Origin of the sequence: Flavobacterium sp. CFBP9031 (assembly GCF_034044945.1) — a bacterium.
Classification (GTDB): domain Bacteria; phylum Bacteroidota; class Bacteroidia; order Flavobacteriales; family Flavobacteriaceae; genus Flavobacterium.
The window spans coordinates 129,137-142,223 of sequence record NZ_JAXCWF010000006.1; the positions used below are offsets into that span (position 1 = coordinate 129,137).

At 33.5% G+C, this 13,087-nt stretch carries 11 protein-coding genes; all 11 read right to left on the minus strand.

The window, feature by feature from the left end; genetic code table 11:
• Positions 1-8: 8 nt before the first annotated feature.
• Positions 9-866 carry a substrate import-associated zinc metallohydrolase lipoprotein gene (locus SOM12_RS12005; RefSeq protein WP_320493583.1) on the minus strand — a complete coding sequence of 286 codons (858 nt, stop codon included), beginning with the start codon at positions 864-866 and terminating at the stop codon, positions 9-11.
• 17 nt (positions 867-883) lie between these two features.
• Positions 884-2,359 (minus strand): RagB/SusD family nutrient uptake outer membrane protein, encoded by a 1,476-nt coding sequence (locus SOM12_RS12010; protein WP_320493584.1) that lies wholly within the window; start codon positions 2,357-2,359, stop codon positions 884-886.
• Between the two features lie 11 nt (positions 2,360-2,370).
• A complete protein-coding gene (locus tag SOM12_RS12015; RefSeq protein WP_320493585.1) occupies positions 2,371-6,096 on the minus strand; it encodes a SusC/RagA family TonB-linked outer membrane protein in 3,726 nt (1,241 codons plus the stop codon).
• 229 nt (positions 6,097-6,325) lie between these two features.
• Entirely contained in the window at positions 6,326-7,441 is a 1,116-nt protein-coding gene (locus tag SOM12_RS12020; RefSeq protein WP_095929279.1) for a FecR family protein, read from the minus strand.
• 90 nt (positions 7,442-7,531) lie between these two features.
• Positions 7,532-8,137 (minus strand): RNA polymerase sigma factor, encoded by a 606-nt coding sequence (locus tag SOM12_RS12025; RefSeq protein WP_320493586.1) that lies wholly within the window; start codon positions 8,135-8,137, stop codon positions 7,532-7,534.
• Between the two features lie 509 nt (positions 8,138-8,646).
• Positions 8,647-9,075: a hypothetical protein gene (locus tag SOM12_RS12030; protein WP_320493587.1), complete on the minus strand. Its 429-nt coding sequence runs from the start codon at positions 9,073-9,075 to the stop codon at positions 8,647-8,649.
• 142 nt (positions 9,076-9,217) lie between these two features.
• On the minus strand, positions 9,218-10,090 hold the full coding sequence (gene sucD / locus SOM12_RS12035; protein WP_057118027.1) for a succinate--CoA ligase subunit alpha: 873 nt from the start codon (positions 10,088-10,090) through the stop codon (positions 9,218-9,220).
• An 86-nt stretch (positions 10,091-10,176) separates the two neighbouring features.
• Positions 10,177-10,539, minus strand: coding sequence for a nuclear transport factor 2 family protein (locus tag SOM12_RS12040; protein WP_095929276.1), 363 nt, complete (start codon positions 10,537-10,539; stop codon positions 10,177-10,179).
• A 2-nt stretch (positions 10,540-10,541) separates the two neighbouring features.
• A complete protein-coding gene (locus tag SOM12_RS12045) occupies positions 10,542-11,471 on the minus strand; it encodes a UDP-3-O-(3-hydroxymyristoyl)glucosamine N-acyltransferase (protein WP_320493588.1) in 930 nt (309 codons plus the stop codon).
• 121 nt (positions 11,472-11,592) lie between these two features.
• Complete coding sequence (gene efp, locus SOM12_RS12050; RefSeq protein ID WP_095929274.1) at positions 11,593-12,159, minus strand: elongation factor P; 567 nt, start codon at positions 12,157-12,159, stop codon at positions 11,593-11,595.
• Between the two features lie 126 nt (positions 12,160-12,285).
• Positions 12,286-13,071: an acyl-ACP--UDP-N-acetylglucosamine O-acyltransferase gene (gene lpxA, locus SOM12_RS12055; protein ID WP_091497682.1), complete on the minus strand. Its 786-nt coding sequence runs from the start codon at positions 13,069-13,071 to the stop codon at positions 12,286-12,288.
• Positions 13,072-13,087 lie beyond the last annotated feature (16 nt).

Genomic DNA, 13,087 nt, shown 5'->3' on the forward strand with positions numbered 1-13,087 from the left:
TGCTTGTTTTAATTTATTACAGATGTTGTATTCTTTTCTGCTTCATCTCTTAAAGCATAAAAATCCATGTTGAATGCTTCTTTAAAATACTTAACCACAATAGCTTCTTTTGATTTTAAAGCCTGAAGAGCAAAAGGATTTTCAATACCATCCAAAAATGCCGCGTATTCTGCTTTTGTATAAATTAGAATCATCGCTGCCGTTTCTGCAAAATCTTCGTTAATATTTGATCTTGCATAACTTGTAATAAATCCAAGCTCATTTGATTCTTCAATTTCAAAATTGTACCAATCTGCGGTATAACCTCCCGGTGTAAGCGTTTTCCAAGTTTTTTCGTCAAAAGGTTTGTTCTGATTTAAAATATGAATGTATTCGTGCTGAATTGTATGTATAAACTGCGCTACGTTTTCGCGATCCGATTTATCGATATAATCTGTTTCAAACAAAGTAACTCTCTGCCCTCCTTCAGCCAAACCTAAAGTTTTGGTTCCAACACTATTTAAATTAACTCCTCCAACCAAAACAATTTCTCTTGGCGCAATTTTCTTTACAAAATCTGGACCTCCAATTGCGGCATAACTTTTTAGCCAAATTGTTTCAACTATTTCAAGAGCAGGTTTTACTTTATCAACTTCAGGTGGGAATAAATAACGACTGTTGTCTACCGTGTTTTGGTTCCATTTATACTGAACATTAATGTTGTATGAATTTAAATAAGTAGCGTCAATCCAATTATCTAAACTTGTTTTCTCTGGTTGTGTAAAATCTAATTGGCTTTCTCCAGGCAAGTCATCGCTTCCACATGAAAATAAAGTTATCGAAACTAGAGCTAAAACCGCAATTTTATTATATTTTAATAATTTCATAATTTTCATTTTTAAGATTATCTAGGATTTAGTTCGATACCAGTACTTGAAGCGTGCAACGGAATTTGCAATGCTCTTCTGTTATCGTCTTTTACTAAAATATTAGCTGGTTTATTTGATGTCTCGTGTCTAACTACTAGGTTAAAACGTTTAATATCAAACCATCTAAGTCCTTCGTGTATAAAATCTCTTCTTCTTGTTTCTGCAATTGCTTTTATATAAGAGGTCTGCACTGGAGTCATTGTATAGAATGGCGTATATTCGTCTGCAATTACAGGGAATTTAGCCACTACTCTAGCCTCAGTCAATTTATCTGTTGTCGGATTGTATGTTGGAGTTCTTGTTGCTAAGAAATATTCTAATTCTCCTGTAGCCGTAGCAATATCTCCCTTCATAACATGCGCTTCGATTCTATTTAAGAAAAACTCATCGTTACTTAATAATACTTCAGCAACATAAGGATCTCCAATTCCAGCTGTTACGTTAGAATATTTAAAGTATTCATAAAACTTAGGCAAGAACAATGTGATACTTCCGTTTGAAGAATAAAAATTATAATAGTACGCTTTTCCGAAAAGATTTGTGCTTGTTCCAAAGATTTCTGGACGGCGTAAACCTGATAAATTAAAACGATTTAAATGGTATACTCTACTTACGATCGTATTTGCAGAAACGATCAAAAGATTGGTTCCAACATCACTCGCTCCGTATTTTAACTGCTGATCTTCTACACTTAAAGGTTCGTAAACTGAAAAATCTCTTATTGCTGAGGGTCTAGAACCTAAGTCATTAGACAATTCAATTACTTTATCCCAATTTCCTTTTACTAAATAAAATCTGCTGGCAAAAGCTTTTGAAGCCGCTACATTAAAGTGAAATTTTGGTTCTTTATACTCGTTTGTCACGTACTTTAAACCTTCTTCAATATCTTTTTCAAGAAAAGCATATACTTCAGCAAGTGTATTTCTCTTATATTTTGTTATCAATTCCGTTTCTGGTTTTGTTACATACGGAACCCCTAAATCTGTATCTGCAGTTGCTGGATTGTAACGTTTTGACCATAGTGAAACCAACATAAAATGAGAATAAGCTCTCGCCATCAAAGCTTCACCTTTTTGCGGATTTAAGCTTGCCGGACTTCCCAACTCTTCTATTGCCTCCAATGCTTTGTTTGCGTGTGCAATTGCCCTATAACAAGCATCCCAGTAATACGCTTGAGTATCAATATCAGTAGCTTCTGTATTAATTTCCCAATTGTAGTTTTGCTCGTTTCTTACTAATGTTGTAGCTAATCCACTATCAAAAACATTATCAGACATAGTTTCAGCAATCTCGAAATAACTCATTTGAGGATAGGCTTCTACTAATAATTCTTTTATTTTTTCTGGCGTATCAATTTCGGTTCTATTATCTGGTTTCTCCGACAAGAAATCATCGCAGCTAGTAATACAAATGAGTATTAATAGGGATAATGCTATTTTTAAGTTTTTCATGATTTTGACTATTATAATGAAAGGTTTAAAGTAAATGTGTATTGAGTTGTTACAGGAAAAGCAACTCCTCCAGAATTACGAAACTCGGGATCTTGTCCATTTAATCTTTTATCAGAATAAACTAACCAAGGATTTACCGCAGAGCCTTTTAATGTAAAAGTGCTCACACCGATTTTCTTTTTAAAATCAGCAGGAAATTCCCAGCTTAATGATATATTTTTTAATCTGACAAAATCTCCATCTGCAATACGAACATCAGAATAATTATACGTATTATAAGCTCTTGCCAAGGTACGGTCTCCGCCATAATTAGCATTTAAACGTCTGTCTGCAATAACTGGAACATTGGTATAATTTTCATCACCAGGATTAATCCAACGGTTTGTAAAGTCTTTTGTAAACACTGTTAAATCATCGTAAGTACTATCGTATACAGGATTTAAACGAACTTTATTTCCTCCTGAACCTACAAAGAATATGTACAGAGACAAGTTTTTGTATGTAAATGTATTGGCAAAACCAAATGATTTATTAGGCTCGATTGATCCTTCATATTTCAAATATTTAGTAACATTTAAATTATCCTGAAAATTAGCATCTGTAATGTTATTCTCTGCTCCGTCTTGCAATATAAACGTAGGAAGACCTTGGTTGTTCAAACCTGTAAATTGGTAAGAGTACAATGAATTTCTTGGATGTCCAACCGTATTTCCTCCGTTTGAATCAACTAAATCGAATGCCGTTGGCGTGTTCTGCAATTTTGTAATCTCTTGATGATAAACAGAAAAATTAAGGTTTGTAGACCATTTAAAATCTTTACCATTAATGTTTTTAGTTGTAATACCAACCTCCAAACCTTTAGTCTCCATATCGGCATTGTTACCTTGTCTAATTCTTTGTCCGCCAATACCAGAAGTAATTACATAATCTACAAGATCAAAAGCTTTACGACGGTAAACGTCTGTTGTAAGCTGCACTCTGTTATTAAACATTCCAAGATCAAGTCCGATATTTGTTTCAAACTGTTTTTCCCAAGTCAAATTTCCGTTTTGAAGCTCTTCAATTCTAATTCCTGATTCTCTATCATCAAGTCCGAAACGATCTGTAATGGCACTTTTGTAAATCGCCAAAGAGTTTGTTGCTGGTCCTGCAGTAGCTGTTAAACCATATGACGCTCGTACTGCTAAAGTATTTACTGATTGCACATCTTTCATGAAGCTTTCTTCAGCCACATTCCATTTTCCACTAAAAGTGTAAGTTGGCAGCCATCTTGACGAATCGCTATCTCCTTGTCTATTAGAACCATCATAACGTCCTGTAACAGAAGCTGTATAACGCCTATCATAAGTATAACCTACTTTACCAAAGAAACCTACTGTTCTTTCTTTTTCTTCATTAAAACCGTAGTATGAATCTCCAGCATTAATTATTTTTTCGATAATTCTCGGATCTGTAAAAGCAGTTAAACCACGATCATATTGCAAACCTGCAGCCGTAAATTGATCACTAGTTCTATCGACAACTCTCATTTCAGTTCCAAACAAACCTTCTACTTCGTGCTTGTCACTAAATATATTTCTGTAGCTAACACTATTTCTTAAATTGTAAGATGTCATGTCGTTTGTAAACTTTCTTAAGAATCCTCCATTTGGCAAGACTGATTCTTTTGGAGCTGTTAAATCGTTTGGATCTTGGTATAAAAAGATATTCTGATCTCTAACCAATGTATTTACCCCATCTTCTCCAATTGCTGTTCCTGCTCTGTAGGCACCAACAACGTTTGAACCTTCTAAAATTTTATGCTCACGACTTGTGTTAGCATAACGAGCTGAACCCGTTAAATTATAAGTTAAATGCGGATTAATTTTATAATCTAAATCCAATTGAAAACGAATATCTTTTACCTCAATTTCCATGAAGTTGTTAGCCAATTCGTTTACGATGTTCATTTTTGCCCAGTTGTTTCGGTAGTATTCCAAATTTCCATTATCGTCATACGGACGTAAAGTTCTACTTGTATTCAACACATAATTAAAAGGATTGATGTCAAAATCGCGTGTTACTTTACCAAAAACAACATCTTTTTCACTTTCGTAACTCCCTGGAGCACCTTGATCTCTAATAGAAGCCAATGTAGATAAGGTTATATTTAATCTATCGTTGACATAAAAAGTTCCTTTAATGTTACTAGAAATCTGTTTTACATCATCGGCAATAGTCCACCCTGGATCTGTATAATAACCCAATGAAGCATAAAATGTATTGTTTTTGCCTCCACCAGAAAAACTTAAAGAGTGATTTTGCGTAATAGATGGTCTAAACAAAACACTGAACCAATCTGTATTGGCTTGCTCGTATTTCTTCAAAAAATTATTACGGCTAACAGGATCATTATTAACCAAATAAGTTCCAGTTTCAGGATTATAAGTATTTATAGCTCTTCCTAAAATATTGTAAGCGCCTCCATATCTTCCGTTTACAGTAGTTGGCAAGTCTAAATATCCTTTAGCTTCCATTTCTTTAAAAATACTCATAGATTCCTGAGAATTTAGAATATCAAATTGACTATAATTTGGAACTGTTCTTACAGTCTGTTCCAATCCGTAGCTAATTTTTAACGGAGAATCTCTACGTCCTTGTTTTGTTGTTACAACAACAACTCCATTTAACGATCTTGAACCATAAATTGACGTAGCCGATGCATCTTTAAGAATTTCAATACTTTGAATATCGTTTGCACTTAAGCCTGCTACAGATGAACTTAATAATGTCTCTGAATTTCCAGATGCCAAATCAGCAAAAGACATATTGATAATATCTTCTTGGACAACACCATCAATAACCCATAATGGCTTTGTATCCCCAAAAATTGAAGAAGATCCACGAACGGTAATTTTAGGAGCTGTACCAAAAGTTCCTGTAACATTCTGTACGGTAACCCCAGCCGCTTTACCTTCGATCATTCGGCTTACGTCAACTACACCATCTATTTTTAATTCGGTGCCCGAAATTTTACTAATAGCACCAGTAAACGTTCTTTTTGAAGTTTTTTCATATCCAGTGGTAACCACAACCTCTTTTAAGTTCTGACCCGCTTCAGTCAAAACAACTGTTGGAGAAGTATTGTCAATACCAATTTCTTTTGTCTCCATACCTACATAAGAAATAAGCAAACGGTCTACATTTGCAGGCATTTCGATCGTGAAATTTCCATCAAAATCTGTTAAGACAGCTGTTTTTGTGCCTTTTGCCATTACAGTAGCACCAGGTAGCGGACTTCCTGATTGGTCTGTAACTTTTCCTTTAATAATGGGTCCAAAAGCCAAAATTTCAAACAAAGAATCATGATTGTTTCCATAAGAAAAAGTATTAATCGTATTCTTTTGAAGAACAATCTGATTGCTTACTTCTGAAAAAGTAATATTAAAAGGAACCAATATTCTGCTAAGCACGCTCGACAGAGTTTCTTGGTTTGCTTCTATACTAACCTTCTCTCCTAGTTGAGGAAGTCTTGAGTTATAGGAAAATTTTACATGAGCAGACTTTTCGATTTTTGATAAAGCATTGTCTAAAGTTAGATTATCAACTGTAATAGTAACTTTAGTATCTAATTTTTTCTGCCCATTTACATTATTTGCGAGAGTAACACTTGAAAACACAAGCGCTAACACAAACTGAAACAGCGTTATTTTCATGATTTGGTGAAGTAATCGTTGCTTGACAACAGGTTTTTTCATAATTTTGGTTTGTTTTGATTAATACTATTCGCGTGTATTTTAAGAAACATCATAAATTACCCTTTACAGAGAGTGATTTATTCAGATTTAAGTGTCGATAATGTTACAGCATTCTCGGCACTTTTTTTATGCATTCATTTTTTACATAGGCAATTACAAATTATTTTTTAGTTTTTGAATTAGTTAAAATTTTGGATTTTTTCTTTTTATTTTAATTGAATTAAGAATTCTAGTTACAGCCAGAAGTCGTAATTACAATCTGATTTCCATTCATTTCATAATTAGTATCATTACCGATGCTTTTGCAGATTATTTTCAGCTTTTCGGCCAACGGCTGATCGCTTAATGAAGTAGTTAATCGGCAGTCTTTCAATTTGTCGTGAGGAAAATCAATATCTACTAAATAAGCTTGCTCTATAGTTTCAAGTATTTGTGCCACAGGAATATCTGTAAACTCAAAGCTTAATTGCTCGATATTTCGCACACTGCTCACTAAAATCGGATCTTGCGTAATATTGGTTATTTTATTAAAAACCAATTCTTTACGAGCAAATCGAAGAGCCTGATTTGGAAGCAGCACAATTTCTTTATTTTCGTTACTTCGAACTAAATCATTCGATTTTACCTTTACTTTACCGGTGCGAACAAGAACTTCAACATTTTGCTGATCTGGATAAGCTTTTATTCTAAAGCTTGTTCCCACAACTCGAGTTACAATTTCGTTAGCATAAACAAAAAAAGGCTTTTTAGGATTTTTACTAATTTCAAAGAAACCTTCGCCGGATAAATACACCTTTCTTTCGTTTCCGGTAAAGATTTTAGGGTAACTTAATTTACTATTAGGCTGTAATAAGACCGAACTTCCGTCAGATAAAGTAATGGTCTGAGACTTTTCAGTATTATTAGTTTGTTCTACCAAACCTTCATCATTTTCCTGAACCAGTTCGTTGTAAGTAACTACATTATCATTTGCAGTCCATTCAGTTCTAAAAAACCATACAGAAAAAACACCTACCAAAATAGCAGCTGCAACACCGCTAATCCAATATCTCTGTACTTTTAATTTTTTAATTTTTGAAGTTTGCTGAGAAAGTTCTTCTCTTTGTTCAATCTTACGCCAAGTTTCCTTCAAGGCTTCATGAACTTCATTTGAAGATAAGTTAGATTCTGGAACTCGCATTGCCAACAGTACAAGCCTTGCATCTTCAACAAGTTTGGCTCTTTGAAGATTTTCGAGAGTCCATTCTTCCCAGCCTTGTTCATCAATCTTGGACAAAATCCATAATTGAAAAGATTCATCAGCTAAGAAGTCTTCTATTTCGGTATAATTGTTACGTTTTTGCATCTCATTATTAGGGTTACAAAAACATAGAGGACAGTTTTTTTATTATATACTCATCTATTTAAGATTTTTTTTTGTTTTTCTCTTAAATTTTTAAAAAACCCCTGAAGATATAAGGATTAAAAGCGGAATACTGCCCTTCCATTCTTTTCGAAGACTTAACAAACCACGATGCAAAAGATTGCTAGCCGATTGATAATTTACATCTAACAAGTCGGCTATTTGATCTACACTAAGACCTTGGTGATAACGCAGATACAGCGCTTCTTTTTGGCGACCTGGAAGATCGTTCAATAATTTATTTAAATACAAAACGCGCTCAGCTGTTACTTCATCTTCAACCAAACGGTTTTCTATAGAAAAGTCAAAAAGAAATTCTAAAACATCGGTCGTCGTTGTTTTTCTAAATACATGATCTCTTTCATGCAAACGCGCAATTCGCTTTCTAACACTAGAAAGCAAATAAGCTTTAACAATAACATTATCTTGAAGAGAGTCGCGATAAAGCCAGATATCAGCAAAAACATCTTGAATACAATCTTGCACTTTCTCTTCATACGGACAAAGTGAATTGCCGTAACTGATTAAGTCTCTATAATATTTCTCAAAAAGTAAAGAGAATGATTTCTCATTACCATTTTTCAAATTATTCCATAGAATAAAATCGTCTAAAACTTTGTTCTTTAAAATTTGGCTCATACAAAAAAGCTTTGGGGCGTAAAATCAAATTATTTAAGAAGGATTTCTTTAAATAACAGATTAATTACAGGGATTAAATTGTATACTAAATTTTGATTTTTTTTAGAATTAAACTAACCTATAAAACGTTTAATTAACAAAAATTAAACAAGTATTTTACATGACAACTCATTTTAAGACCTATAAAAAGAATCAAATTTTAACATTATTTTTTGTTTTTGTTTGATAAATATAGAAAAGCAAATAATCAAAACCCAACTTATTACAAAAAAAGATAAACTTTTTCCAAAATCATCAGAATTTACCTTTTGTTTTTGATTAAACTTAAATTTACTATAATTTAAATTTTAATTAACTAAAATAGATTCAGCTATTAAAATTTTAAGCTCTCAAAACATTTCGCCATGATTTTATAAAATGAAGTGCACTTATAAAAACTGAAACTTTATAGCATAAAAAAAAGCCTTACTGAAAACAGTAAGGCTTTTCTTCTATAAATTTTGTACTGCTTAAAAAGCTACATTCCATCTTGGCAATTTACCATTTGCCTCTAAGAAATTTTGCAAAACTTGCCCTTCAACCGCAGTTGGAATCGCTTTTACATCTCCAGCAAAAGTTTCGTACCAAACTACTTCTAATGCTTCAATGTTCTCTAGTTTCATTTGTGCTGGCCAAGAATATTTTCTTCCAGTTTTAGCAAATTGGTGTCCGTTTACGATTTTGTCGTAAAGTCCGCCATTTTTGCTTTTTAAAGTTCCGTCATTCTGAACAGTTCCTGTAGAACCAACCATGATCAATTCTTTTTCATCACCTTCAACAGCATAAACAACAAAGATTCCTGCACTTCCTTCTGGCGCGTTGCAAACTTCTTCTAAACTATCATTTACAGTAAAAACAAAACTGTTTGTTGACTTAAATTTTTCTAATTCTTTGTACATATTTCTTCTTTAAGCTTCTAAGATACTGAGGTTCTAAGATGCTAAGTTTTTTTCATTTACGCCTCAGCCTTTAAAATGTAAAAAAGTCTCAACAGGATATTGAGACTTTTTTTTTGGAATTTTTTATTTTGAAACTTGAAAATTATCCAAGTACTTCTTTTACTTTTTTACCAATTTCAGCTGGTGAATCAACAACGTGAATTCCGTTGTCTCTCATAATTTGTTTTTTAGCTGCAGCTGTATCATCAGAACCTCCAACGATTGCACCTGCGTGACCCATTGTTCTACCAGCAGGAGCAGTTTCTCCAGCGATAAATCCAATAACTGGTTTACGGTTACCATCAGCTTTTACCCATCTTGCAGCATCAGCTTCAAGTTGACCACCGATTTCTCCAATCATGATGATAGCTTCAGTTTCTGGATCGTTCATTAATAATTCAACAGCCTCTTTAGTTGTAGTTCCAATAATTGGATCTCCACCAATACCAATTGCTGTAGTGATTCCTAAACCTTGTTTTACAACTTGGTCAGCAGCCTCATAAGTTAAAGTTCCTGATTTAGAAACGATACCAACTGTTCCTTTTTTGAAAACGAAACCTGGCATAATACCAACTTTAGCTTCACCTGGAGTAATTACACCTGGACAGTTTGGACCAATTAATCTTGAATTTCTTTCTTTAACATAATTATTTGCTTTAATCATATCTGCTACAGGAATTCCTTCTGTAATAGCAATAATTACTTTAATTCCAGCATCAGCAGCTTCCATAATTGCATCAGCAGCAAAAGCTGGCGGAACAAAAATGATAGAAGTATCAGCACCAGCTTGATCAACAGCATCTTTTACTGTATTAAAAACTGGACGATCTAAATGGCTAGTACCACCTTTTCCTGGAGTAACACCTCCAACAACATTAGTACCGTACTCAATCATTTGAGAAGCATGGAAAGTACCTTCGCTTCCTGTAAATCCCTGAACAATTATTTTGGAATCTTTATTAACTAAAACACTCATGATATATATTTTATGTAGTTTTTAAATTTGTGTTGCAAAAATAAGGTTTTGTAATGTATTTTGACTCTTTTATTGTCAAAAAAATATTAAGAAAATTGACTCATTTGATAACCTCTATAAAGTTTATCATCTTTTATCTGCCAAATGGTTGCAAAATGCGCTAAAAGCATTTCTTCTCTCGGATTCTCGATTGTTTTAACAAAATGAGAGTAACGTACTGATACTAAATCATCTTCGGTAATAATATGGCTAATTCTAACTTTAGAGCGCACATAGGCACGGCTAAGCTCATTGGCCATTTCAACTATCGAATCATAATCCATTTGAATAAAACCTTTACTGCTGTTCCATTCAAGAATAACATCAGGATGCAGATAAGTTTTTAAAATTTCGCTATCAATTAAGGCATCTGACTTGTAAAATTTCTGAACAAATTCTTTAATAGACATAATTACTTCAATTTATTTAAAATTTCAGGAATCTTCTTAATATTGGCTAATTGTTTCAATTTTTCTCTAGACTCTTCAATTGGAGTGCCAAAATACGATTTTCCACCTTCAACTGACTTAGTTACACCTGTCTGCCCCATTACAATAGCTTTTGAACCAATTGTAATACCGCTTGTAGTTCCTACCTGACCCCACATTGTAACTTCATCTTCAATAATCACGCAGCCAGCAATACCGGTTTGAGAAGCAATTAAACATTTCTTACCAATTACGGTATCGTGTCCAACATGCACTTGATTGTCTAGTTTTGAACCAGCTCCAATTGTTGTATCTCCCGTAACACCTTTATCGATTGTGCACAAAGCTCCAATACCAACATTATCTTCAATAACAACTCTTCCACCAGAAACTAACTGATCAAAGCCTTCTGGACGTTTCTTATAGTAAAAAGCATCGGCTCCTAGAATAGTTCCAGCATGTATGATTACATTATCTCCAATTACAGTATGATCGTAAATAGAAACATTAGAATGTATTAGACAGTTTTTACCAATTTTTACATGGTTCCCAACAAATGTATTGGGCTGAATTATAGTTCCCTCTCCTATTTCTGCAGATGCTGCAATAGCGACATTAGCAAACTGAAAAGGCTTAAAATGCTTTGTAAGAGTATTAAAATCTCTAAAAGGGTCATCTGAGATTAAAAGCGCTTTACCTTCTGGGCATTCTACTTCTTTGTTTATCAAAACAATGGTCGCAGCCGATTGTAAAGCTTTATCATAGTATTTTGGATGGTCCACAAAAACAATATCTCCAGGCTCTACAACGTGTATCTCGTTCATGCCTAAAACTTGAAAGTCTTTGTCTCCAATAAATTTGCAGTTAAGCAAATTGGCAATTTCTTGTAAAGAATGACTCTTTGGAAATTTCATATAGTATAATTAGAAAACTTGTAAATTAGAAAATGAGTCAATTAGAATGTGAATATACAAAATTATGTCGATTCACAGATTATCTAATTGACTCATTGTCAAATTATCTTAATTAAAATAACTATTCTTTAACACGCTCCATGTAAGAACCTGAAGCTGTATCAATTTTAATTTTATCGCCTTCGTTAATAAACAAAGGGACATTTATATTTGCTCCAGTTTCTACCGTAGCATTTTTTGTAGCATTTGTAGCCGTATTTCCTTTTACTCCTGGCTCAGCATAAGTAACTTCAAGAATTACAGATGCAGGCATATCTACTGATAATGGCAAATCTGTTTCTGTGTTAATTTGCACCATAACGTTTGTTCCTTCTTTTAACAAATCTGGAGCATCCAAAATGTTTTTGTTTAAAGAAATCTGCTCAAACGTTTCAGCATTCATAAAGTGAAATTCATCACCTTCTGGGTATAAGTATTGAAATGTATGCGTCTCAACACGAATAACGTCAATTTTGTGACCTGCTGAGAAAGTATTGTCTAATACTTTACCAGAAGTTAAACTTTTCAATTTTGTTCTTACGAAAGCTGGACCTTTTCCAGGTTTTACGTGAAGAAATTCAATGATTTTATAGATATCGTGATTAAATTTAATGCACAATCCGTTTCTAATATCTGATGTAGATGCCATTTGTTTTTTTTTATTTTAGATTTTAGAATGTAGATTTTAGATTCTAGACAAAGAATCAATCTTCACTTTTTTGTTATTTATTATCTGTCGTTTAGAAATCTAAAATCAGAAATCTAAACTCTAAAATTAATAGTTCCCTGAGTAACCTTTCATAATTCCTCGAGAAGAATTTCTAATAAAATCTAGAATTTCATCTCTTTCTGGAGTCGCTTCCATCTCAGCCTCAATAATACTTAAAGCTTGAGTGGTATTGTAATTCTTTTGGTATAAAATTCTGTAGATTTCCTGAATTTCTCTAATCTTTTCAGTAGTAAAACCTCTTCTTCTTAAACCAACAGAATTGATCCCCACATAAGACAAAGGCTCTTTTGCCGCTTTTGTAAACGGAGGAACGTCTTTTCTAACCAATGATCCTCCAGAAATCATGGCATGATCTCCAATATGGATAAACTGGTGAATTGCAGCTAAACCTCCAATAACAGCATGATTACCAACCACTACGTGTCCAGCTAATGCAACACCATTTACAATAATTGCATTATTTCCGATCTCACAATCGTGCGCTATGTGAGCATAAGCCATTACTAAACAATTATTACCAATTACAGTCTGACCAGAAGCAATTGTTCCTCTATTTATAGTTACACATTCTCTAATTGTACAATTATCACCGATAATAGCAAGAGAATCTTCACCTCCAAATTTTAAATCTTGTGGCACTGCAGAAATTACAGCTCCTGGAAAAATGTTACAGTTTTTTCCAATTCGAGCACCTTCCATAATGGTCACGTTTGAACCAATCCAAGTACCATCACCAATAACAACATTATTGTGAATTGTTGTAAATGGCTCTATTACAACGTTTTTAGCGATTTTCGCGCCTGGATGAACATATGCTAATGGTTGATTCATCTGTATGTTTTATATT

Bases quoted from the DNA above. Each gene is read 5' to 3' on its own strand.
- SOM12_RS12005 (WP_320493583.1), bottom strand. From the start codon at position 866: ATGAAATTATTAAAATATAATAAAATTGCGGTTTTAGCTCTAGTTTCG.
- SOM12_RS12010 (WP_320493584.1), bottom strand. From the start codon at position 2,359: ATGAAAAACTTAAAAATAGCATTATCCCTATTAATACTCATTTGTATT.
- SOM12_RS12015 (WP_320493585.1), bottom strand. From the start codon at position 6,096: ATGAAAAAACCTGTTGTCAAGCAACGATTACTTCACCAAATCATGAAA.
- SOM12_RS12020 (WP_095929279.1), bottom strand. From the start codon at position 7,441: ATGCAAAAACGTAACAATTATACCGAAATAGAAGACTTCTTAGCTGAT.
- SOM12_RS12025 (WP_320493586.1), bottom strand. From the start codon at position 8,137: ATGAGCCAAATTTTAAAGAACAAAGTTTTAGACGATTTTATTCTATGG.
- SOM12_RS12030 (WP_320493587.1), bottom strand. From the start codon at position 9,075: ATGTACAAAGAATTAGAAAAATTTAAGTCAACAAACAGTTTTGTTTTT.
- sucD (WP_057118027.1), bottom strand. From the start codon at position 10,090: ATGAGTGTTTTAGTTAATAAAGATTCCAAAATAATTGTTCAGGGATTT.
- SOM12_RS12040 (WP_095929276.1), bottom strand. From the start codon at position 10,539: ATGTCTATTAAAGAATTTGTTCAGAAATTTTACAAGTCAGATGCCTTA.
- SOM12_RS12045 (WP_320493588.1), bottom strand. From the start codon at position 11,471: ATGAAATTTCCAAAGAGTCATTCTTTACAAGAAATTGCCAATTTGCTT.
- efp (WP_095929274.1), bottom strand. From the start codon at position 12,159: ATGGCATCTACATCAGATATTAGAAACGGATTGTGCATTAAATTTAAT.
- lpxA (WP_091497682.1), bottom strand. From the start codon at position 13,071: ATGAATCAACCATTAGCATATGTTCATCCAGGCGCGAAAATCGCTAAA.